General features: G+C 60.7%; 15 protein-coding genes and 1 tRNA gene. 5 read left to right on the forward strand and 11 right to left on the reverse strand.

The window, feature by feature from the left end; genetic code table 11:
• Positions 1 to 10 precede the first annotated feature (10 nt).
• Together AC6I7J_RS06940 and AC6I7J_RS06945 are read left to right on the forward strand one after the other, a co-directional pair.
• Positions 11 to 841 carry a cytochrome b/b6 domain-containing protein gene (locus AC6I7J_RS06940; protein ID WP_498007034.1) on the forward strand — a complete coding sequence of 277 codons (831 nt, stop codon included), beginning with the start codon at positions 11 to 13 and terminating at the stop codon, positions 839 to 841.
• On the forward strand, positions 838 to 1,611 hold the full coding sequence (locus AC6I7J_RS06945; protein WP_021509306.1) for a molybdopterin-binding protein: 774 nt from the start codon (positions 838 to 840) through the stop codon (positions 1,609 to 1,611). Before AC6I7J_RS06940 ends, AC6I7J_RS06945 begins: the two co-directional genes overlap by 4 nt.
• Positions 1,612 to 1,666: 55 nt before the next feature.
• On the opposite strand, the gene AC6I7J_RS06950 is transcribed toward AC6I7J_RS06945, so the two are convergent.
• Positions 1,667 to 1,742, reverse strand: a tRNA-Asn gene (locus AC6I7J_RS06950).
• A 308-nt stretch (positions 1,743 to 2,050) separates the two neighbouring features.
• Between AC6I7J_RS06950 and AC6I7J_RS06955 the strand changes: the two genes are divergently transcribed.
• The gene (locus AC6I7J_RS06955; RefSeq protein ID WP_058757279.1) at positions 2,051 to 3,172 is read left to right on the forward strand and encodes a Gfo/Idh/MocA family protein; all 1,122 of its coding nucleotides are present in this window, start codon (positions 2,051 to 2,053) and stop codon (positions 3,170 to 3,172) included.
• A 132-nt stretch (positions 3,173 to 3,304) separates the two neighbouring features.
• On the opposite strand, the gene yegS is transcribed toward AC6I7J_RS06955, so the two are convergent.
• From yegS to AC6I7J_RS06995, 8 genes are all read right to left on the reverse strand, one after another.
• Positions 3,305 to 4,204 carry a lipid kinase YegS gene (gene yegS / locus AC6I7J_RS06960; RefSeq protein ID WP_058757280.1) on the reverse strand — a complete coding sequence of 300 codons (900 nt, stop codon included), beginning with the start codon at positions 4,202 to 4,204 and terminating at the stop codon, positions 3,305 to 3,307.
• 229 nt (positions 4,205 to 4,433) lie between these two features.
• Positions 4,434 to 5,804: a prephenate-dependent tRNA uridine(34) hydroxylase TrhP gene (gene trhP / locus AC6I7J_RS06965; RefSeq protein WP_260640525.1), complete on the reverse strand. Its 1,371-nt coding sequence runs from the start codon at positions 5,802 to 5,804 to the stop codon at positions 4,434 to 4,436.
• A gap of 139 nt (positions 5,805 to 5,943) precedes the next feature.
• The gene (gene baeR / locus AC6I7J_RS06970; protein ID WP_031280058.1) at positions 5,944 to 6,651 is read right to left on the reverse strand and encodes an envelope stress response regulator BaeR; all 708 of its coding nucleotides are present in this window, start codon (positions 6,649 to 6,651) and stop codon (positions 5,944 to 5,946) included.
• Positions 6,652 to 6,660: 9 nt separating this feature from the next.
• Positions 6,661 to 8,046, reverse strand: a complete 1,386-nt coding sequence (baeS, locus tag AC6I7J_RS06975) for an envelope stress sensor histidine kinase BaeS (protein ID WP_058757282.1) — start codon at positions 8,044 to 8,046, stop codon at positions 6,661 to 6,663.
• Positions 8,043 to 9,449 carry a multidrug transporter subunit MdtD gene (gene mdtD / locus AC6I7J_RS06980; protein WP_031280060.1) on the reverse strand — a complete coding sequence of 469 codons (1,407 nt, stop codon included), beginning with the start codon at positions 9,447 to 9,449 and terminating at the stop codon, positions 8,043 to 8,045. The genes baeS and mdtD overlap by 4 nt, the downstream gene beginning before the upstream one ends.
• Before the next feature lie 98 nt (positions 9,450 to 9,547).
• Positions 9,548 to 12,622 carry a multidrug efflux RND transporter permease subunit MdtC gene (mdtC, locus tag AC6I7J_RS06985; protein WP_498007035.1) on the reverse strand — a complete coding sequence of 1,025 codons (3,075 nt, stop codon included), beginning with the start codon at positions 12,620 to 12,622 and terminating at the stop codon, positions 9,548 to 9,550.
• Positions 12,619 to 15,741 (reverse strand): MdtB/MuxB family multidrug efflux RND transporter permease subunit, encoded by a 3,123-nt coding sequence (locus tag AC6I7J_RS06990; protein ID WP_088516601.1) that lies wholly within the window; start codon positions 15,739 to 15,741, stop codon positions 12,619 to 12,621. Before AC6I7J_RS06990 ends, mdtC begins: the two co-directional genes overlap by 4 nt.
• Positions 15,741 to 16,970, reverse strand: a complete 1,230-nt coding sequence (locus AC6I7J_RS06995) for an MdtA/MuxA family multidrug efflux RND transporter periplasmic adaptor subunit (protein ID WP_058780348.1) — start codon at positions 16,968 to 16,970, stop codon at positions 15,741 to 15,743. Before AC6I7J_RS06995 ends, AC6I7J_RS06990 begins: the two co-directional genes overlap by 1 nt.
• A 240-nt stretch (positions 16,971 to 17,210) precedes the next feature.
• Between AC6I7J_RS06995 and AC6I7J_RS07000 the strand changes: the two genes are divergently transcribed.
• Positions 17,211 to 18,173: an aldo/keto reductase gene (locus AC6I7J_RS07000; protein ID WP_021509316.1), complete on the forward strand. Its 963-nt coding sequence runs from the start codon at positions 17,211 to 17,213 to the stop codon at positions 18,171 to 18,173.
• A gap of 221 nt (positions 18,174 to 18,394) precedes the next feature.
• A complete protein-coding gene (locus AC6I7J_RS07005; protein ID WP_338670964.1) occupies positions 18,395 to 19,729 on the forward strand; it encodes a carbohydrate porin in 1,335 nt (444 codons plus the stop codon).
• A 115-nt stretch (positions 19,730 to 19,844) separates the two neighbouring features.
• Here the strand turns inward: AC6I7J_RS07005 and yegD are convergent, their stop codons facing one another.
• Both yegD and AC6I7J_RS07015 read right to left on the reverse strand, forming a co-directional pair.
• Complete coding sequence (gene yegD / locus AC6I7J_RS07010) at positions 19,845 to 21,197, reverse strand: molecular chaperone (protein ID WP_021509318.1); 1,353 nt, start codon at positions 21,195 to 21,197, stop codon at positions 19,845 to 19,847.
• A 75-nt stretch (positions 21,198 to 21,272) separates the two neighbouring features.
• Positions 21,273 to 23,837, reverse strand: coding sequence for a diguanylate cyclase (locus tag AC6I7J_RS07015; protein ID WP_394521590.1), 2,565 nt, complete (start codon positions 23,835 to 23,837; stop codon positions 21,273 to 21,275).
• Positions 23,838 to 23,952: the final 115 nt, after the last annotated feature.

Here is a 23,952-nt window from a genome sequence, read left to right on the forward strand (position 1 = left end):
AAGGGGCTCGATGATGCAACAGCCTTCACCTTCCCGCAGTAAAAGGCTAATCCGTCGTCATTCGCTGCTGGTGCGCGTGACGCACTGGGTCAACGCCCTGTGTTTTGCCGTACTGCTGATGAGCGGATTGCAAATCTTTAATGCGCATCCGCGTCTGTATGTCGGCCTGTATGGTGCGGACCATGAGCAGCCGGTGTTTGAAATCGGCAATCGTCAGCAGCAGGGATTTGTCCGGCTCGGCTCGCTGCAACTGAATACCACCGGCGTGCTCGGTGTCTCGAAGCTGGAGGGCACGCTGACGGCGCGCGCGTTCCCCGGCTGGCTGACGCTGCCGTCGTGGCAGGATTTGGGAGCCGGTCGCCACTGGCACTTCTTTTTTGCCTGGCTGCTGCTGTTCAACGGCGTGATTTATCTGCTGCACGGTTTCTGGCACCGGCACTTTCGCCGCGATCTGTTGCCCGACCGTCAGCAGCTGGGCGCGCGTCATTTGTGGCAGGAGATTTGCGACCACGCCCGGCTGCGCTTCGCCCGCGGTGAAGCGGCGCGGCGCTATAACGCGTTGCAGAAACTCAGCTATCTGCTGGTGATCTTCATACTGTTGCCGCTGATGCTGCTCAGTGGATTAACCCTGTCGCCAGCGCTGGATGCGGCACTGCCGTTTTTACCCGATCTGTTTGGCGGCCGTCCCACGGCGCGCACGGTGCACTTTATCACCGCAACGCTGCTGGTGCTGTTTGTGCTGGTGCATGTAGTGATGGTGCTGGTGTCAGGCGTGTTCAATAACCTGCGTTCGATGATCACCGGCCGTTACGCGATCGACAAAGAGGATACCCCATCATGAAAATCGAGCTGTCGCGTCGCCGCCTGCTGCTGGGCGCGCTGTCCGGCGCCGGCGCGGCGCTGCTGAGCGGTTGCGATCAACTGACGCAAAACGACACGGTCAGCGGCTGGCTCAATCAGACCGAGCGGCTGACGCGTGCCAGCCAGCGCCTGCTGGGCGGCCAGCGGCTGGCACCGGAGTTCAGCGAGGCCGATATTTCGCCGCTGTTCCGCGCCAACGGCACGCAAATGCCCGACTCCGACGAATATGCGCGTTTGCTGGCGAACGGGTTTGCCGACTGGCGGCTGCGCGTCACCGGGCTGGTGCAACAGCCGCTGAGTTTATCGCTCAGCGATCTGCAGCGGTTCCCCAGTCGCACACAGATTACCCGGCACGACTGCGTGGAGGGCTGGAGCGCGATTGGCAAATGGCAGGGCGTACCGCTCGGACTGGTGCTGGATGCGGCGCGCCTGCGGCCAGGTGCCCGCTACGTAGTGTTCCTGTGTGCCGACGAGCTGGAGCAGACGCTGGACGGCAGCGGGCGCTACTACGAAAGTATCGATCTGCAGGATGCGTGGCATCCGCAAACGCTGCTGGCCTACCGTATGAACGATCAGCCGCTGCCGGTCGCGCACGGTGCGCCGCTGCGTCTCAGGGTCGAGCGCCAGCTCGGTTACAAGCACGCCAAGTATCTGATGGAAATTAAAGTGGTGGATTCGTTTGCCCAGCTGTGGGGCGGACGCGGCGGCTACTGGGAAGATCGCGGTTACGAGTGGTATGGCGGTATCTAACCGTCAGAACGCAGAAAAGCAAAAAGCCTGCTTTAAAAGCAGGCTTTTCTAAATCTGGCTCCTCTGACTGGACTCGAACCAGTGACATACGGATTAACAGTCCGCCGTTCTACCGACTGAACTACAGAGGAATCGTTTGGAACGGGGCGCATATTATCGGGCAGGCTGTGGCTTGTCAAAGCTCTTTTTCACAATTTTTTCTGACTGCTGAATAAAGCGTCAATTGCCCGACGCGGGCCCGCGCGATGGCGCGAATTAGCGCCAGCACTGCGCCTGATTGTGAGAGATGTCACCAATGCTATGCAAAATTACATTCTGATTTGTCGCGTCTGTCAGATACCTCGCATGTATGATCACAGATATTTCATTTTTCCGTTGTCGCCGCCCAAAACGAAACATATATTCCGGGAAACTCATCCCCGTGAACCGCAGGTGCAGCATGAACAAAGTCAGAATCGGTATGATTGGCAGTGGATATATTGGGCGTTGTCACGCGATTGCCTATGCGCAGGCACCCACGGTGTTCGCCCTGAAGGGTGAGATTGTGCGCGAGATGCTGGCAGAGGTGAATCCGGCGCTGGCGGCGCAGCAGGCGGCGACGTTTGGCTTTGCCCGTTCGACGGGCGACTGGCGCGAGCTGGTGCGCGATCCGCACATCGACGTGGTCGATATCTGCGCGCCCAATTTCCTGCACAAAGAGATGGCGCTGGAGGCGATTCGCCACGGCAAGCACGTCTACTCCGAAAAGCCACTGTCGCTCTCGGTGGCGGATGCCGAAGAGATGGTGCAGGCGGCAGAGCAGGCGGGAGTGAAAACCCTGGTAGGCTTCAACTACATGAAAAACCCCACCAGCCAGCTGGCACGGGAGATTATCGCGCGCGGTGAGATCGGCGAAGTGGTGCACTTTTACGGCACCCATAACGAAGATTATCTGGCGCGCGCGGAGACGCCGCTCGACTGGCACTGCCAGAAAGCGCTGGCCGGTCTCGGCGCGCTTGGCGATCTGGCGGCGCATATCGTCAACATGGCGCACTATCTGGTCGGTGATATTGATGAAGTGAGCGGTGACATGATGACGGTGATCAAACAGCGACCAGATCCAAAGGCGCCGTCACGTCTGCTGCCGGTGGAAAACGAAGATCAGGCCAGCGCGCTGCTGCGCTTTAAAAATGGTGCGCACGGCGTGATTGAAACCTCGCGTATCGCCTGCGGCAGCAAGATGGGGCTGACTTATGTGGTGACCGGCACCAAAGGCACGCTGCGCTACACGCAGGAGCGCATGGCTGAGCTGGAACTGTATCTGCACGACGATCCGGCCGGTCGCCAGGGCTTTAAAACCATTCTCACCGGTCCGGCGCACCCCGATTACGCCAGCTTCTGCGTCTCGGCCGGCCACGGCATCGGTTTTAACGATCAGAAAACGGTCGAGATTCGCGATCTGATCAACGGCATTGCCGCCGGCGATCGCATGTGGCCGGATTTTGCCGAAGGGCTGCAGGTGCAGAAGGTGCTGGAAGCGGTGGCGATTTCCGCCGTGGAGCGCCGCTGGATGAAGGTGTGATGCAGAGCGTCAGCCGCAGACGCACGTGACCGGTCGCCATCAATGGCGACCCTACACGGTGCGTGCAGGGATGGCGAGCCTCACAGGGTGCGCATTTATGCGCACCGGGATAATGCAGGAATTTTCCAATGATTACGCCAGCAACGCACACTGCGGCGGCAGGCGGCAGCTCAACGCGCCGGGCTGCACCTCAATTACAAACTCGCTGCCGGACAACGGCTCGCCGTCGAGGTTAAAGGTCATCTCATGCGGTGAACGGATGGTCAGTGACGTCAGCTGTGCCGCGACAATGTTCGGGTTTTCATCGTCGCGCGTCAGCGAGTGCAGCAGCGTTGGCAGCAGCTCCTGGGCGGTTACGATGCTGAGATTGAGCTGTCCGTCGTTGATCAGCGCTTCCGGACATAACCGCTGTCCGCCACCGGCCTGACGGCCATTGCCAATGCCAATCACCAGCGCGTCACCCTGCCAGTGAAAGCCCGGTCCGCTGATTTCGCAGCTGTCCGGCTTCAGGGCATCAACGCGCATCAGGCCATGAATAAAATAGGAGACGCCGCCCAGCGCCGATTTCAGTTTCTCCGGCGTTTCCGTAGTGATGCGTGTGCCAAAACCGCCGGTCGCCATGTTGATGAAGTAACGGTCGCCGTTCACCCGCGCCAGATCGATGGCCGTGGCTTTGCCCAGTACCGCCAGCCGCAGTGCCGCTTCCATTTCTGCCGGGATACCGGCGCTGGTAGCAAAATCGTTGGCAGTGCCAAGCGGTAAAATCCCCAGCACCGGCCGCTGCGCTGGCGGCAGGGCGGCCAGCGCGGTGGCAATCTCATTGATGGTGCCATCGCCGCCGCCAGCCACCACGGTTTCCGCCTGCAGCTGCAGCGCTTCCTGCACGTAGCGGTCACCGTCGCCTTTTTCCCAGGTCACGCGCACCGCCAGGTTAAAGCCCTCGTCGCGCAGGGTATTCACGGCGGCACGCAACTCTTCATTGCCTGCGCCTTTTCCATTCAGAATCAGCAAAGTGAGGGGTTTATTTTGCATTATCGCTTCCCTGATGAGTAAGACAGAGCTGTGGTTATAGCATAGCTGCGGCGGGAACTTTATCGGCGAACGATGAAAAAAAGAAAACCCGCACGGGGGAGCCGGGCGGGTGAATGAGGTGGTTCCTGGTACTACCTGCTGTTTGTTGTTACTCGTTAGCAGCAGGCGCGATTCTAAAGCGCGGCGAAGCGGCGGTCTGTGATCCTGTTCTAACTTCGCCGTTTTCTTTTCATTTAGTGCGATTTTTACCGTGCGGATCGTAAGTGCTGTTACCGTCGGTAAAATTGCGCAGCAGCAGCGCATAGGCCAGATCGACCCCCTCCGGCACGCTGATCCAGACGCGATGACCATCTCCCGGAGCGACTTCAACCGCAGCACCCTTGTCATTCTGCATCGCCTGCAGCGTGCAGTTGAGATTGCCATCCGGCGTCATGATCTCTACGCTATCGCCCAGCATGAACTTGTTCTTCACTGCCACCTGCGCCCACGTACCGCGCCGTTCACCGGTAAATTCACCAACAAACTGCTGACGCTCCGAAATGGAAAAACCCTGCTCGTAGTTTTGATAGCTGTCATGGGTGTGGCGACGCAAAAAACCTTCGGTATAGCCGCGGTGCGCCAGCCCTTCCAGCGTCTCCAGCAGTGCCGGGTCGAAAGGTTTACCGGCGGCCGCATCGTCGATTGCGCGGCGGTACACCTGCGCGGTGCGCGCGCAGTAGTAGAACGATTTGGTGCGGCCCTCAATTTTCAGCGAATGCACGCCCATCTGGCTCAGGCGTTCGACGTGCGCCACCGCGCGCAGATCTTTCGAGTTCATGATGTAGGTGCCGTGCTCATCTTCGAACGCGCTCATCACCTCGCCTGGCTTCATCTTCTCTTCCAGCAGGAATACCCGGTCGGTGGGCTGACCGACGCCGAGCGTCGCGGGCTGCACCGCAACCGGCTGATGAAAGCCAACAATGTTGCCGACCTCATCCTGCTGGCCTTCGGCCACGTTATATTCCCAGCGGCAGGCGTTGGTACAGGTGCCCTGATTGGGATCGCGCTTATTCAGATAGCCAGAGAGCAGGCAGCGGCCGGAGTAGGCCATGCACAGCGCGCCGTGGACAAAGATTTCAATCTCCATCTCCGGCACCTGCTGGCGAATTTCGGCGATCTCCTCCAGCGACAGCTCGCGTGACAGAATCACGCGCGTCAGCCCCATCTGCTGCCAGAACTTCACCGTGGCCCAGTTCACCGCGTTAGCCTGCACCGACAGGTGAATCGGCATCTGCGGGAAGGCGTCGCGCACCAGCATGATCAGGCCGGGATCGGACATGATCAGCGCATCCGGCTGCATCTCAACCACCGGCGTCAGATCGCGGATAAAGGTTTTCAGCTTGGCGTTGTGCGGGGCAATGTTCACCACCACGTAAAACTTCTTACCGAGCGCGTGCGCCTCGCTGATGCCTTTGGCGAGGTTTTCATGGGTGAATTCGTTGTTGCGCACGCGCAGGCTGTAGCGCGGCTGGCCGGCATATACCGCGTCGGCGCCGTAGGCAAAGGCATAACGCATATTTTTCAGCGTGCCTGCCGGCGAAAGCAGTTCGGGTTTAAGCATGGGAAGTTCTCACTGATGTCAGGTCAGCATGTCATCACGGATGGCACGTGCAGCGGCCGCGTCAGGCGGCCCTGCAAAAGGTGGGGAATTGTAGGCAGGGCGACTCCCGATGTAAATTGACCTGGATCAATCTAAGCGGTTACAGCAGGCGGCCAACATCCGCTTCCCAGCGATATCCCATGCCGTACACGGCGCGAATAAACGGCTGTTCGGCATCAAGGTTCTCCAGCTTGCGCCGCAGGTTCTTGATGTGGCTGTCAATGGTGCGATCGGTGACCACGCGATAGTCGTCATACAGATGGTTCAGCAGTTGCTCGCGCGAAAACACTTTGCCCGGCTCCAGCGCCAGGGTTTTCAGCAGGCGGAACTCAGCGGGCGTCAGCTCCAGCGGCTGTTCGCGCCAGCTGGCCTGGAAACGCCCTTCGTCGATCAGCAGATGCGAGGCCAGCTGCGCCTCTTCTGGCGAACGTTTCACCCGGCGCAGAATGGTTTTCACCCGCGCCACCACTTCACGCGGGCTGAAGGGTTTGCAGATGTAGTCGTCAGCGCCAATCTCCAGCCCGAGCAGGCGATCGATCTCTTCCGTGCGTGCGGTCACCATGATAATCGGCAGCTCGGAGAAGCGGCGAATTTCCCGACACAGCGTCAGGCCGTCACGGCCCGGCAGCATCAAATCCAGCAGCATCAGGTCCGGCGGCGTTTGCTGCACGTAACTCAGTACCGCGTTGCCATCGGCGAGGTGATGCGTGCGGTAGTTTGACGCCTGCAGATAATCAATCATCAGCTGCGCCAGTTTGGGTTCGTCTTCCACAACAAGAATCAGGGGATCGCTATTTTCCGTGCTCATAAAGGGTGTCTAGTGAGGAACATACGGCAAGTTTAGCGTGATTTTCAGCCCACCTAAATCAGAGTCGGCCGCATTAATGCTGCCGTCATGCGCCTCAACAATATTCTTGCAGATCGCCAGACCGAGCCCGGAGCCGCCGCTGGCGCGATTGCGCGAGCTTTCGGCGCGGAAGAAGCGCTCAAACAGCTGTGCCTGCTGCTGGCGCTCGACGCCCGGTGCGCTGTCGGCAAACTGCAGCTGCCACTGCTCGCCGCTGAGCTGCATACTGAGCTGCACCGTGCCACCGGCATCGGTGTAGCGCAGGCTGTTTTCCAGCAGGTTAGTGAACAGCTGCATCAACCGGTCCGGATCGCCAAAGCTGCTGGCCTGTGCCGGCAGCATCAGGCTGAGCGTCAACCCCCGGCTGCGATAGCGTTCGCCAAAACTGCCCGCCACCACCTCCAGCAGACTGACCAGATCCACCGGCTGTTTGCGGTAGGCGAGGGCGCCCGCGTCGGAGAGCGACAGCTGGTGCAGGTCTTCCACCAGCTGGGTCAGCAGCGCGACTTCGCTCTGCAGCGAACTGATGGCGTCGGGCGTCAGCTTGCGTACGCCATCCTGCATCGCCTCCAGCTCACCGCGCAAAATCGCCAGCGGCGTACGCAGCTCATGGGAAATATCGGCCATAAAGGCGCGCCGGTTGCTTTCGTTTTTCTCCAGCGAGCGCGCCAGCTGGTTGAAGTCGCGCGCCAGCTGACCAATTTCGTCGCTGCTGCCGACCTCCACCCGGGTGGTAAATTTGCCCGCCGCCAGCTGATGGGTGCCGTCCACCAGCCGTTTCACCGGCGCCAGCAGGCCGCGCGCCAGCAGCCAGGTGACCAGCGCGGCCAGCAGCGTGGTGAGGCCGACAATCAGCCAGCTGGTCTGGCGCTGCTGATGATCAAAGTTGATGTCGGTGCTGCGCGTCAGCCGCTCGGCGGGCGAGGCAATCACCCAGCCAACAATCTTGCCGTTACTGGTGGTGATATTGCGGCGCGAGCCTTCCGGCGGCACCGGCGAGCGCGGGCCGGACAATATTTTGTACTGCTGATCGATAATCCAGAACTGGGTGCGCCAGCCGTGCGGCGGCAGCTGCGTGCCGCTGCCGGGATTCTGTTCCAGCGAGCGCAGAATGGTGAAAATCAGCCGGTCGTTGTTACGCAAAAAATCCCAGCTACCGTGCTGTTCGTATTGATCGGCCAGCGCATCGCTCAGCAGCGTCAGGCGCTGCTCGTTGCCCTTTTTGATGTAATCGACAAAGCCATGCTCAAAGCTGAGGCGCACGCCCCAGTGCATGGTGATGATCACCAGCATGCAGGTGGAAAAAATCGCCATGAACAGTTTGGCGCTGATGCCGAGTTTTACCGGCTGCTTCATCCTTTTCTCCTGCCTCTCAGGTCCACGTTTTTACTCACATCGGCGGGTACGCGCCAGAACACCAGTGCCGGCAGCGCAATCACCAGCGCCATGCACAAATAGGTGTACATAAAGGTTTGATGGGTCGCGGCGCTGTCGCTCACCGCGCCATGGCCGAAAGCGCCGAGCAGCAGACCGGCCACGGTGACGCCGATACTCATCGACAGCTGCATGATCATCGACAGCAGGCTGTTGCCGCTCGAGGCCAGCTCGTCCGGCAGCTCTTTCAGCGTCAGGGTATTCATGGACGAAAAGCGGATGGCATTGACCATGCCCTGCAACAGCAGCACCACGGGCAGCAGCCAGATCCAGCCGAGCAGCGCCACCACGGGAAACAGCAGCACCACCAGTGCCAGCGCCAGCGTGCCGCCCACCAGCGCGTTACGATAGCCAAACAGGTTCACGATGCGCACCACCACGCGTTTGATGCCCATGTTGCCCAGCACCATCGGGATCATCATCAGACCCGCGTGGAACGGGCTAAAGCCGAGACCCACCTGCAGAAAAATCGGCGTCATAAACGGCAGCATGCCGCTGCCGATGCGGCCGGTGAAGCTGCCGAGCAGGCCGATGGCGTAAATGCGGTTATCAAACAGCTTCAGGCTAAACAGCGCGTTATCGTTGTTGCGGCCGTGCATCAGGTAGAACAGCAGGGAAAACACCCCCAGCAAAATCAGCAGACACAGCAGCAGCGGCGAGCCGCCGGCGCTGCGCTGGCCGTCGAGCGCCAGCGTCAGCGTAGCCATGCCCACCGCCAGCAGCACAAAACCGAGGAAGTCAAAGCGTCGCGTCTGCATGGTGTAGTTCGGCATCAGCAGCAGCGTGGCAATGGCACCGATGATGCCGACCGGAATGTTAATCAGGAAGATCCAGTGCCAGCTGGCATACTCCACCAGAATGCCGCCCAGCGCCGGGCCGAGCAGCGGGCCAATCTGGCCGGGCAGGGTGACAAAGGTCATGGCCGACATGTACTGCTCACGCGGCACGATCTTCATCACCGTCAGCCGGCCGACCGGCACCATCATCGCGCCGCCAATGCCCTGGACCACGCGCGCCATCACCAGCTGGTCGAGTGAGGTGGCGAAGGCACACAGCAGCGAACCGAGGCTGAACAGCACGATGGCGCAGAAGAAGATGTTGCGCACGCCAAAGCGGTCCGCCAGCCAGCCGCTGAGCGGCAGCGTGACCGCCACGGTGAGCACGTAGGAGACAATCACCGAGTGCATATGCAGCGGGCTGACGTTGAGATCGTGGGCCATCGCCGGTATCGCGGTGTTCACGATCGTGGTATCCAGCGTCTGCATAAAAAAGCCGAAGGCCACAATCCACAGTTGCCAGCGGACAGTGGCGGTTTGTGCGTTCATGCTCATCCCGTGTTAACAGTTTCATCAACCGCAGGTCGCGTAGCGGCGCGATTTATCGCGCGTTGAATTGCGCCGCTACGCTTAGTGCAGGTATGACGTTATGGCTCCGTTATCAACCGCGGCTGCTTTTTCCGACGGCGCAGTTTATCCATCATCAGGTACACCACCGGTGTGGTGTACAGCGTCAGCAGCTGGCTCATCACCAGCCCACCGGCAATGGTGATGCCCAGCGGCTGGCGCAGCTCCGCGCCGTCCCCGCTGGTCAGCACCAGCGGCAGCGCACCAAACAGCGCCGCCAGCGTGGTCATCAGAATCGGGCGGAAACGCAGCTGGCACGCCTGGAAAATGGCGTCGCGCGCCGACAGATTGCCGTTGCGCTCCGCCTCCAGCGCGAAATCCACCATCATGATGGCGTTCTTTTTCACGATACCGATCAGCAGCAGGATGCCGATCAGCGCAATCAGGCTGAACGGCGTATTAAACAGCTGCAGCGCCAGCAGCGCGCCGACGCCCGCCGAGGGCAGGGTAGAGAGAATCGTCAGGGGATGCACGTAGCTCTCATACAGAATGCCGAGCACGATATACACCGCAGCAATCGCCGCCAGCATCAGCCACAGCTGGTTCGACTGCGAATCCTGAAATACCTGCGCGGTGCCGGCAAAGCTGCCGCGCACGCTGGACGGCACGCCAATCGCCGTGATGGTGCGGTCGATGGCCTCCGATGCCTGCGACAGCGAGACCCCTTCTGGCAGGTTAAACGAGATGGTCGAGGCCGCCGACAGCCCCTGATGGTTGACCGACAGCGGCGCGTTGGCTGGCTGCCATTTGGCAAACCAGCTCAGCGGAATCGCTTTGCCGTCACTGTTGATCACGAACATCTGATCCAGCGCGCTGACATCCTGGGTATAGCGCGGATCCACCTCCATCACCACTTTGTACTGATTCAGCGGCTGGTAGATGGTAGAGATTTGCCGCTGGCCGAAGGCGTTATTCAGCAGCGCATTGGCCGCCGACACGTCGATGCCGAGGCGCGCCATGCTTTCGCGATCGTAAGTCAGCGCCATTTCGCTGCCGTTGTCCTGCTGATCCGAGTTCACATCGGCCAGTTCTGGCAGCGCGGCGAACGCCTGGCGGATTTTCGGCTCCCACTCCCGTAAATCGGCGAGGTTATCCGACAGCAGGCTGTACTGGTAGCTGGCGTTCGATTCGCGTCCGCCGACGCGAATATCCTGCACCGCATTAAGGTAGAGGTTGGCACCCGGTTCTTTCGCCAGCTTCACGCGCAGGCGGGCGATCACTTCCTGCGCGCTTTCGCTGCGTTCTGACAGCGGCTTGAGTGACACAAACATCGAGCCGCTGTTGGTGCGCGAGCCGCCGGTGAAGCCGGTGACGTTATCGACCGCCGGGTCAGCCTTGATGATGTTCATGAAATCCTGCAGCTTGCCGCGCATCGCCTGAAACGAAATGCTCTGATCGGCGGAGATAAAACCGTTGAGACGGCCGGTGTCCTGCTCGGGCATAAAGGTTTTCGGGATGGTGATAAACAGCCAGATGGTCAGCCCGACGGTGCCGAGCAGCAGCAACAGCACCCAGATTGCGTGGTTCAGCACCCAGCTTAGCGAGCGCGCATAGCCCTGCTGCACCGCCAGCAGCACGCGGCCAAATCCGCGCGTGCGCGGCTGGCTGCGCTTCGCCTGCGGTTTCAGCAGATACGCGCACATCATCGGCGTCAGGGTAATGGAGATAAACAGCGAGATGAGAATCGCCACCGACAGCGTGATGGCAAACTCCGAGAAGAAGCGGCCAATAATACCGCCAATCATCAGCAGCGGCAGGAACACCGCAATCAGCGACAGGCTCATCGACAGCACGGTAAAGCCCACCTCGCGCACGCCGGTGAGTGCCGCCTGCAGCGGCTTCATGCCGGCTTCGACGTGGCGCGCGATGTTCTCCAGCACCACGATGGCGTCATCCACTACAAAGCCGGTGGCGATGGTCAGCGCCATCAGCGACAGGTTATTCAGGCTGAAACCGCACAGGTACATGGCGGCGAAGGTACCAATCAGCGATACCGGTACCGCCGCCGCCGGAATCAGCGTGGCGCGGCCGTCGCGCAGGAAGAAAAACACCACCAGAATCACCAGCGCCACGGCGATCACCAGCGACTGCTCCACTTCATGCAGCGAGGCGCGGATGGTGGGCGAACGGTCCTGGGCGATTTGCAGGTCGATAGCTGCCGGGATCACCTCATGCAGCTCCGGCATTTCCGCCCGGATGCGGTCGACGGTATCAATAATGTTGGCGTCCGGCGACTTGCGCACCACCAGCAGCACCGCTGGTTTACCGTTGGTCATCCCGGCGTTGCGCACGTCCTGTACCGAATCCTGCACGTTCGCCACATCGCTCAGCCGTACCGCCGCGCCGTTGTTGTAGTGCACCACCAGCGGCTGATAGACGCTGGCGGTTTGCAGCTCATCGTTGGTCCGTACCTGCCAGCGCTGCTGGGTATCGTCGATGGCGCCCTGCGGACGGCGCTGGTTGGCGTTGCTGATGGCGGTGCGCACCGCATCCAGCGACACGCCCTGATTAAACAGCGCCTGCGGATTGAGGTCGACGCGCACCGCCGGCAGCGAACTGCCGCCCACCGTGACATCGCCAACGCCATCAATCTGCGACAGCTTCTGTGCCAGTTGCGTCGACGCGTAATCATACAGCTGACCGGGATTATAAATGTCCGAGGTCATGGTGAGGATCATGATCGGCGCATCGGACGGGTTGGCTTTGCGGTAGGTTGGACGATTGGGCATGCCGGTCGGCAGCAGGCTCTGGGCGGCATTGATCGCCGCCTGCACGTCGCGCGCCGCGCCGTTGATGTCGCGGTCGAAATCAAACACCAGGATGATGCGCGTGCTGCCCAGCGAGCTGGTGGAGGTCATTTCACTGACGCCGGCAATGCGCCCCAGTGAGCGCTCCAGCGGCGTGGCGACCGAGGCTGCCATGGTTTCCGGCGACGCGCCGGGCAGCGAGGCCGAGATCAGAATCACCGGGAAATCCAGCTGCGGCAGCGGCGCTACCGGCAGCAGACGGAAGCCAAGGATGCCCGCCAGCGCAATCGCCAGCGTCAGCAGCGTGGTGGCAACCGGCCGATGGATAAACAGGGCGAAAAACTTCACGACTGCGCCTCCGTGCCTTTCAGACGCCGGCGCGTGGCATGAGCAAGGCGATCAAACAGCAGATAGATCACCGGGGTGGTAAACAGCGTCAGCACCTGGCTCAGCACCAGGCCACCGACCATGGCGATGCCGAGCGGACGACGCAGCTCCGCGCCGACGCCGGTGCTGAGCATCAGCGGCAGCGCGCCAAGCAGCGCCGCCAGCGTGGTCATCAGAATCGGCCGGAAGCGCAGCAGACAGGCCTGATAGATCGCCTCACGCGGCGCCATGCCCTGTTCACGCTCGGCGGCCAGCGCGAAGTCGATCATCATGATGGCGTTCTTCTTCACGATACCGATCAGCAAAATGATGCCGATGATGGCGATGATATCCAGCTCGTTGCCGCTCAGCATCAGCGCCAGCAGCGCGCCAACGCCGGCGGTGGGCAGCGTCGACAGAATGGTAATCGGGTGGATGAAGCTCTCATACAGCACGCCGAGCACGATATACATCGCCACTACCGCCGCGACGATCAGCCAGATGGTGCTGGTCAGCGCCGCTTCAAACGCCAGCGTGCTGCCCTGGAACTGCGTCATCATCTCTGCCGGCATGCCGACCTGATCTTCCGCCGTGGTGATCGCCTGCAGCGCATCGCCGAGCGAGTAGCCGTGCGCCACGTCAAACGAGAAGGTGGCCGACGGGAACTGGTCGAGATGATTAATGCTCAGCGCAGCGTGGCGCTCTTCGACTTGCGCGATGGCGCTGAGCGGCACGCTGCCGCCGTCGCTGCTGTTCAGGCGAATCGCGTCGAGGCTGGCGAGACCGGGGGTTTGCGTGTTGTCCTGCTCCAGCACCACGCGATACTGATTGGCCTGAGTGTAAATCGTTGAGATCAGGCGCTGACCAAAGGCGTTGTACAGCGCGTTATCAATGTCGGCCATGCTGATGCCGAGCCGGCTGGCGCTGTCGCGATCGACGCGTACAAAGGCTTCCAGCCCCTGATCCTGCCAGTCGCTGCTGACATTGCGCAGCTGTGGCAAGGTGTTGAGCTGTGCCAGCAGTTTCGGCACCCAACTGCCCAGCGACTCCAGCGAACCCGACTGCAGAGTAAACTGGTACGGCGTGCGGCTCGCCTGGGTATCAATGGTCAGGTCCTGTACCGGCTGCAGCCACAGCGACACGCCGGGCAGGCGATCGATCGCCTGCTGCAGCCGCTGCTGCACTGCCGGAATACGATCGTCACGCTGGTCCAGCGGTTTCAGGTTGATTTGCAGCCGCGCGCTGTTGAGCGCCGCGTTGGTGCCATCCACGCCGACGAACGAGGTCAGGCTCTGCACCGCCGGATCTTTCATAATGATCGATGCCACGTCGCGGGTGCGCTGCGCCATACTGGCGTAAGAGACCGACTGCGGCGCCTGCAGCGTGCCCTGAATGATGCCGTTGTCCTGCTGCGGGAAGAAGCCCTTCGGAATCACCACCCACAGCAGCACCGTCAGCAGCAGCGTGCCAAGCGCCACCGACAGCGTCAGCCACGGATGGCGCAGCACGCGCGTCAGCCAGCGGCCATAGCCGGCAATCACCTTATCGAACATCGCCTCGCTGGCGCGGGAGAAACGGTTCTGCCTGCGCAGCGATTCGGCGCTCAGCATGCGCGCGCACATCATCGGCGTCAGCGTCAGCGAGACCACCGCCGAGATCAGAATCGCTACCGCCAGCGTCACGGCGAACTCGCGGAACAAACGGCCAATCACATCGCCCATGAACAGCAGCGGAATCAGCACCGCGATCAGCGAGAAGGTGAGGGAGATAATGGTGAAGCCAATCTCACCGGCACCTTTCAGCGCGGCGGTCATCGGCTTTTCGCCTTTTTCGATGTAGCGCGAGATGTTCTCGATTACCACGATGGCGTCATCGACCACAAAGCCGGTGGCGATGGTCAGCGCCATCAGCGTCAGGTTATTGATCGAAAAGCCAAGGAAATACATGGCGGCAAAGGTGCCGACCAGCGACAGCGGCACCGCGACCGCCGGAATAATGGTGGCCGGGACGTTGCGCAGAAACAGATAGATGATCATCACCACCAGCCCGATGGCCAGCATCAGCTCATGCTGGGTATCCGCTACTGAGGCGCGAATGTTGGTAGTGCGATCGGTGAGCAGTTTGACGTCAACCGACTTCGGCAGCGTGGCGGTCAGCGACGGCAGCAGCGCGCGGATGCTGTCAGCGGTAGCGATAATATTGGCGCCCGGCTGGCGCTGCACGTTCAGCACAATCGCCGGCTGACGGTTGGCCCAGGCGCCCAGCCAGCTGTTTTCTGCGCCCTGTTCAACCGTGGCGACGTCGCCCAGCCGCACCGGCGCGCCGTTGCTGTAGCTGACGATCAGCTTGCGGTAATCCTCCGCGGAGGTCATCTGGTCATTGGCCGACAGCGTGATGGAGCGCGTTGGGCCATCAAGACTGCCTTTCGCCGAGTTGACGTTGGCGTTGCTGATGGCGGTACGCACCGTCTCGCTGGTGAGGCCGAGGGCCGCCAGCGCCTGTGCGTTCATCTTCACCCGCACCGCCGGACGCTGGCCGCCGGAGAGCGTGACCAGACCGACGCCGGAGACCTGGGAAATCTTCTGCGCCACCCGCGTCTCCACCATATCCTGCACCTGCGTCAGCGGCATACTGGTGGTGGTAACGGCCAGCGTCATGATTGGCGGATCGGCCGGATTGACTTTGCTGTACACCGGCGGATTAGGCAGATCGCCAGGCAGCAGGTTAGTGGCAGAGTTGATCGCCGCCTGCACTTCCTGTTCGGCAACGTCGAGCGCCAGCGTCAGCTGGAACTGCAGCGTAATCACCGAGGCACCGCCGGAGCTTTGCGACGCCATTTGCTTCAGGCCGGACATCTGCCCGAACTGGCGCTCGAGCGGCGCGGTAATCGACGAGGTCACCACATCCGGGCTGGCGCCGGGATAGAGCGTGACGACCTGGATGGTCGGGTAATCGACTTCCGGCAGCGCGGAAACTGGCAGGAAGCGATAGCCCAGCACGCCGGCCAGCAAAATCGCGATCATCAGCAGCGTGGTGGCCACCGGGCGCAGAATAAACTGGCGTGACGGGCCGCCGCTGGCGTCGGGAGGCATCACCTGCATTATTGACGTTCTCCGCGAGCCGGTTGCGCCGCGCGCGTGCTGTGCGTGGCGGTACTCTGTGCGGCGACAATTTCCACCGTGGCGCCTTCGGTCAGGCGGTCGAGACCGTCGGTGACCACGCGCTGACCGGCCTGCAGCCCGGCATCAATCACCACTTTCTGGCTATCCTGCAGCCCGGCGGTGACGCGTTTCTTACTCACTTTGTTATCGCTGTTCACCACCCAGACAAAGTGGCCGTCGTTGCTCATCTGCAGCGCGGCGGTCGGAATCACCACTGCGTTTTGCAGCGTATCCACCTTCAGCCGGGCATTAACAAACTGATTGGGAAACAGGGCGTCGTCCTGATTGCTGAAGCGCGCCTTGAGTTTAATGGTGCCGGTGGTGACATCGATCTGGTTATCAATGCTCAGCAGCGCACCCGTGGTCAGCAGGGTTTTATTGCTGCGATCCCAGGCTTCAACCGGCAGCGGCTGACCGCTTTTCTGGGCTTTCAGGATCTGGCTGATGTTGTTCTCGGCAACGCTGAACACCACGTCAATCGGGTGCGTCTGGGTGATCACCACCAGACCATTGGTATCGCCGGCGGTAATGTAGTTGCCGACATCCACCTGCTTCAGCCCGACGCGTCCGGCAATCGGCGCGGTGATGCGGCTGTAGGTCAGATTGAGCTGCGCGCTGGCAACATTGCCTTCGTCGGCTTTGATGGTGCCAAGGGTTTCACTGACCAGCGAGCGCTGCGTATCCAGCTCCTGCTGCGACACCAGCGAGGTTTTCGCCAGCTTTTCATAACGGCTGAGGTCGCGGCGCGCGTTAGCCAGAGTCGCCTGATCTTTGGCCAGCTGGCCCTGCGCCTGGGTGAGCGCTACCTGCCATGGGCGGGGATCGATTTCTGCCAGCAGCGCGCCGGCCTCCACCTGCTGACCTTCCGTGAAGTGCAGCGCCATCAGCTGGCCGTCGACCCGGCTGCGCACCGTAACGGTGTTGGCCGCGGTGACGGTGCCGAGTCCGCTGAGGTAATAGGGCACGCTTTCGGTGGTCGCCGTTGCGGCCTGCACCGGTGCCAGCGGACGGCGTCCGCCGCTATTGTTGCCACCGCGTCCGTGATGCGGCTGGCCATCAGCCTGGGTAGCCTGTGCAGGCTCGGCCGGATGCTGCCACCAGTAGTAAGCGCCCGCCAGCGCAGCCAGCACCACCACGCTAATCAGGCCTGTTTTTAATCGTTTATTCATTGCTCTGTGTGCTCTCCGGCGGTTTCGTTTTCCCCACATGCGCGCGCAAACGAACCGCGGCGCAAACGAAATGATTGTAGTCGCCCGGGTCGGGCAAAAATTGAAGGAATTAAGAATATCGCCCCGGGCACGCTAAGTATTCATATTCAGTAAATATTTTGGCAGCAATACGCATAAGCGTGACTTTTTCCTTTGCTAAGCTGAATGACAGACCAGTCTCGTTTCACTAAGGAGGATCACATGCGTCAACACAAAACCCGTCAGCTGGGCGACAGCGGTATCAGCGTGCCGCTGCTGACGTTTGGCGGCAACGTTTTTGGCTGGACGGTCGATGAAAAAACCTCGTTTTCACTGCTCGACGCGCTGGTGGAAAAGGGGCTGTTCTTCATTGATACCGCAGACGTCTACTCTCGCTGGGCGCCGGGCAACGCCGGCGGTGAATCGGAAACCATCATCGGTAAGTGGCTGAAAAAAAGCGGTAAGCGCGACAGTATCGTGCTCGCCACCAAGGTAGGCATGGAGCTGACGCCGGAGAAAACCGGGCTGAAACCGGCCTATATCCGCCAGGCCGTGGAAGATTCGCTGCGCCGCCTGCAGACGGATGTCATCGATCTCTACCAGGCGCACCGTGATGACGACAGCACGCCGCTGGTGGAGACGCTGAAAGCCTTCGACTCGCTGATCAAAGAGGGCAAAGTGCGGGCAATCGGTGCGTCCAACTACAGCGCGCAGCGCCTGCAGGAAGCGCTGGACATCAGTAAGCAGGAGGGACTGGCGCGCTATGAAACCCTGCAGCCGGAGTACAACCTGTACGATCGCCAGGAGTATGAAAGCGGACTGGAGCAGGTGGCGGTGAAAAACGGTCTCGGCGTGATTAACTACTACTCGCTGGCCAGCGGTTTCCTGAGCGGGAAATACAAGAAGCCGGAAGACGCCAGTAAAAGCGCGCGCGGCCAGGGCATTGTAGAAAAATACCTCAACGATCGCGGTAAGCGCATCATTGAAGCGCTGGAAGATGTCGCGGCCTCGCACGACGCCTCTGCTACTCAGGTGGCGCTGGCGTGGCAGATTGCGCGACCGAGCATCACGGCACCGATTGTCAGTGCCACCTCGCTGCAGCAGCTGGATGAGCTGGTGAAAGCCACCGAGCTGGAGCTCAGCAAGCAGGAGATTGAAGAGCTGGCCAGCGCCAGCAAGCCGTAACGCGAAGCGGGACGCTGCGGCGTCCCGTCACGTAATAATTTTTTCGCCACGCAAAAAATGCCTTTTTCCTCCAGAACATATCCATTCATCGATCGCTGTCACAATTGCGTTAAGTCACTGTCACCTTTGCACTCACTGCGCACAGATTTGCAAAAATTGACATAACCTCAGCATTATTCTCTGCCCGTTCCTCTCCGGAAATTCACAGAAGAATAATCATCATGAACAGAAAAAAAGCAGTGCAGCATATGCCTCGCCTGGCAGCGGGCACCCTGATGTTTGCCATGTTGAGTGCGTCGGCGTTGGCAGCCGATGCGTTCAGCTACGATTCCCCCTATATGTTTGGCGACTGGGGCGGTAACCGAACGCAGCTGGAAAACGACGGCGTGAAGTTCGACGTTAACTACACCATGGAGAGTGCCTCGAACCTGGGCGGCGGTGCCGATACCAACACCTCGATGCGCTACAGCGATCAGTGGGCGTTTGGCCTGAATCTTGACCTGCAAAAACTGCTCGACTGGCAGGATGCGCAGTTCCAGATGACCATTACCGACCGTAACGGTCGCAATATCTCCGATCAGGTGGCAGACCGCCGTACCGGCATGCTGTCATCGGTGCAGGAAGTGTACGGACGTGGCCAGACCTGGCGTCTGACGCAGTTCTGGCTCAGCAAAGGGCTGTTTGATAACACCGTCAACCTGAAAGCCGGTCGCGTCACCGTCGGGGAAGATTTCGACAACTTCGACAGCAAGTTCCAGAACCTCGCATTCGGCAGCGGCCAGGCGGGTAACTGGCGCGGCGACCGCTGGTTTAACTGGCCGGTTTCCCAGTGGGGCGGCCGCGTGAAGGTTAACTTTACGCCGGAAGTGTTCTTCCAGGTGGGCTTCTACAACCAGAACAGTGCCAACTACGATCGCGGTGACGGTTTCCGTCTGGATACCAGCAACTCCGAAGGCAACCTGGTGCCGGTGGAACTGGGCTGGAAACCGACCTTCGGCCCGGCCAACCTGCCGGGTAACTACCGCATTGGTTACTACTACTCGTCGGCCAACGGCGATAACTACGGCAGCTGGCGCGATGGCGCTTATCAGAGCAAGGACCACGCCTACGGCGGCTACGTGCTGTTACAGCAGCAGCTGACCGCACAGGGCGGCGATGCCAGCCGTGGCCTCGGCGTGACGGTGCAGGCAGTGATGAACGATCACAAAACCTCGAAAACCGACAACTATCAGTCGATCAGCTTTACCTGGAAAGGGCCGTTTGATGCGCGTCCGCAGGATGAGATTGGCGTCGGCGCGGCGCGTATTCACGTCAACAGCGCGTATACCCGTTCGCTGCGTCAGCAGAATGATGCCAACGGCGAAACTGATTTCGACAGCCCAACCTATCTGCCGATTCAGGATGGTTCCGAGTACAACTACGAGGTTTATTACAATGCGCAGCTGACCAAATGGCTGCAGCTGCGTCCAAACCTGCAATACGTGGTGGCACCGGGTGCGGTGAGCGAAGTGAAAGATGCGTTTGTGGGTGGGATCAGTGCGAACGTGAATTTCTAATCTGGCAGAATGTGTGACTTTTCCCTCTCCCTTTGGGAGAGGGCAGGGTGAGGGGAAAATCGCACAGAGCTGTCTGGCCCTCACCCTAACCCTCTCCCGCAAGCGGGAGAGGGAATTATCTGAACATCACTTCGGCCCAGCGCGCCAGGCCGGCGGTGACCGAGCCGAAATCATCGCCGCTGGCGATGGGTGTATCGGGCAGCGCCTGCTGCAGCGCGGCGCGCAGGATCGGCGAACGGGCGCTGCCGCCGGTGAGGTAAATCACCTCCGGACGGGTGTCACAACTGGCCAGCGCCAGCTGCACCTGCTCAAGAATGCGCGCCAGCGGCTGATTGATCGCCTCTTCCAGCTGCGCGGCGCTGATCTCCGCCTGCAGCGTTTGCGCAATAAACGCCAGCGAGGCCGCAGTCTCGCGCTGATCGGAGAGCGCAATCTTGCTCTCTTCCGCCGCGCGCACCAGCCGGTAGCTCAGCTTCTGCTGCCATACTTTCAGCAGATGCGCGACTTTATCGCCCTGTTCGGCATCACGCACCAGATCGCGCAGCAGCTTGCCGCTGGCGGCCGAGTAGAAGTCGCTTTGTGCCGGCACATCGTTAATCGCCACCGCGTTCCACCACGGCAGGGCGGGCAGGGCAGTGCCCTTCAGCGTGTTACCGCCCAGACCCAGCAGCGGCATCAGCGTTTTGAACGCCAGCATGATATCGAGGTCGTTACCGCCGACGCGGCAGCCGCTGTGGCCAAGCAGGCTGGCACGGCGATCGGACTGATTACGCCACTGCGGACCCATCAGCAGCATGGAGCAGTCGGTGGTTCCGCCACCGATATCCACCACCAGCACGCGTGTCTCCTGCTGCAGCGTGGCTTCAAACTCCAGACCGGCGGCAACCGGCTCGAACTGAAACTCGACGTCGCGGAACCCGGCACGCTGTGCGGCACGCAGCAGAATGCCCTGCGCCTGCTGGTTGGCATCTTCACCGCCCAGCCCCTGGAAGTTGATTGGCCGGCCAATCACGGCCTGATCAATCGGTTGGTCGAGCTGGGTTTCACCCTGCTGGCGAATGTGCAGCATCATGGCGCACACCAAATCTTCAAAGAAGGCGATCTGCTGGGGTTTCAGGCCGCTGGCGCCGAGGAACGACTTCGGCGATTTGACGAACCACACCTCTTCCGGATCAACCATATAGTGCTGCAGCGCGGTCAGACCAAACTGTACGCTGGCAGGCGTTACCTCGATATCCTCTTCGCGGTTATAACGCAGCGCGCGCTGCAGCAGCGCGGTGCTTTCGCTGTCTGGCGTGGGGACCTGATGGTGGCGGTGCAGCCATTCACTGATGGCTTCGCGCGTGGGCGCGCAAATCATGGAGGGAAGCAGGCGCTGACCGTTTTCCAGTGTCAGTAACCGCGGTGTGCCGCTATCCGTTACCGCGATGGAACAGTTAGCCGTGCCGTAGTCGAATCCGATAAACATTGTATCCCCCATGCCAGAAAAAAGGGGGCGACTTTAGCGCAGCCAACGCGGGCTGGCAATGGGCAGCGCCGCAGTTTATCCCTGAACTTCCTGGTAAACCTGATACTGGCCGCGCCCGGCGTGTTTGGCGCTGTAACAGGCGACATCGGCCTGCGACATCACCACATTGCTGATGCAGTTATGCTGATCGATTTGCGTGATACCGGCGCTGGCGCCGACGTGATACGGCCGGTCCTGCCAGATAAAGGTAAAGTCATGCACCGCGCTGACGATGCCCTGCACCACCTCGCGCACCTGGTCAACATTGCTGTAGGGCAGCAGCAGGCCAAATTCGTCACCGCCGAGGCGCGCCAGCACATCGCTATTGCGCAGGTGCTGCTGCATGAGATCGGCCAGTGCGCGCAGCAACGCATCGCCAGCGGCATGGCCGGCGGTATCGTTGACCGCTTTAAACTTATCCAGATCGATAAACACCAGCACGTGCTCGCTGTGATGCGCGGCGGCGTCATTCACCAGTCGCTTCAGCTGCTGTTCAAAGCTGTGACGGTTCGGCAGGCGCGTCAGCATATCGTGGGAGGCGCTGTAGCTCAGGCGTTTCATCATGCGGCGCGACTCGCTGACGTCATGAATGACCATTACGGCACCAATGTCGCTGCCGGTCAGGGTTTTCAGCGGCGTGATGCTGTAGTGAATCTCGACCTGGGCACCATCCGGGGTATGCAACACCAGCTCTTCTTCGAGGTCCGGTGTGGTTTTGCTGGCGGGCAGGCTGCACAGCAACAGATTCTCCACGCGCGGCCCCTGCGCACCACGCGTAATCGTTAGCAGTTCGCTCAGCGCCACGCCAGCCGCTTTCGCCTGCGGCCAGCCGCTCAGCGTCTCGGCCACCGGATTCATGAAGGTCACCCGCATCTCATCGTCAGTACAAATCACCGCTTCACCGATCGAGTCGAGGGTGATCGCCATGCGTTCCTTCTCCTGGAACAGCGCTTCATTTAGCGTGCGCAGCGAGGTGATGTCCTGACAAATGCCCAGCATGCGTTCGATCTGCCCATCCTTGCTGATGATGCTATTGGCCTCGGAGCGCACGTAGCGCACGCCCTGCGGCAGATTGATGCGGTACTCCAGCTGGAAGGCGCTGCGGCGTTCAATCGCCTGCTGAATGGTGAGCGCGGCCGCTTCACGTTCCTGAACATCGACCAGATGCAGCCACAGGTCGTAGCTCGGCACCCGGTGCGGCTCCAGCGCAAATAACTCGTACATGCGCTTGTCCCATAACATCTCGCCGTTTAGCAGGTTCCACTCCCACACGCCGATGCCGCCCGCTTCGTTGGCCAGCGTGATGCGCTCCATCAGCCGCTGGTTGACCTGCTCGCTCTGCTTCAGCTCGGAGATATCCACAATCTGCGCGATAAAGTAGAGCGGTTGCAGCCGCGCATCACGCACCATTGAGACCGTGAGGCGCGCCCAGACGATCTCGCCATCTTTGCGGAAATAGCGCTTCTCCAGGGTATAGGTCAGGATCTCACCGGCGATCAGCCGCTCCAGCTGCTGCAGGTCGCTGTTGAGATCGTCCGGATGGGTGATCTGCTGGAAGGTGAGTTTTTTCAGCTCCTCCGCCGCGAAGCCCAGCGTGCGGCACAGCGACTGGTTGACCTGTTGCCAGCCGCCTTCCGGCGATACCAGCGCCATGCCGATGGCGGAATACTCCATGGCGTTGCGGAAGCGGGTTTCGCTTTCGCTGATGTGGTGCTTTTCACGCTGGAAAGCATCCATCACCAGCGACATCACGTGGCTCGGCAGCAGCACCAGCAGAAACGGCAGCCAGGTGCTGACCTGGCCGAGCAGCAGATCGTTGCGCGCCAGGTTGACCCAGTCGAGCGCCAGCAGCAGCGAGATAAAGCTGGCGTTGAGGAAAAACAGCAGAAAGGCTTCGAATTTGGGCAGGCGCACCGCGCACCAGAACAGAATCACCACGATGAAGGTAAACGGCCACGGCAGGAAACGCAGCGCCAGATAGCTGGCCAGCAGCGTGACGATTAGCGTGAGCAGCGTCTCCAGCTGACGTTCCGGCGTGATCAGCTGGCGCAGCGGTTTATCAGGCCACAGCAGCAGCACCGGACCGAAGGCCAGCACGCCAATCACTTCAGAGATCACCCAGGTGGAGAAAAACGGCAGCGAGGCGTGGCCGTCGACGTGCAGCATCCATAGCGCCACCACGCCGCCCAGCAGCGGCGCGATCAGGCCCGCAGCCAGCGCAAAGCGTATCCAGTCGGCCAGTGAGTTGAGCGGGGCTTTGCGGTCGAGCAGCGCGCGCAGCATCAGCCCGCCGAGGATGGCCTGCACCATATTAAGGATGGCGAATTTGACATTGCTCAGGGCCGGGCCGATCACCAGCAGATTGGCCAGCGCCGTGCCGAGCACGCAGCTGGCCAGCAGCAGCGGTACCTGTCGCGAGGGCGCGCGGAACACCACGACGGTCATTAACGCGGTGGAGTACCAGAGCGGGGAAATGCGGCCGCTGACGACAATCAGTTCCAGACAGAACAGCGTCAGTAAAAATGCCAGCGCGCAAAGCAGCAGGGCGCTGAGCCACTTTTTTTGCGGATTATCCTGCGAGGTTACTATCTCAAGAGTCATGCACGAATCCAGCAGCGCGCATTGATTACTCGAAGAAAAATGCGCCAGTCAATCTCTTAATCCATGCTAGCACATCTGTCAGATATCTTTGTGCGGAAATGTTTTTTTGCGGCCT

This window comes from Type-C symbiont of Plautia stali (assembly GCF_059730935.1).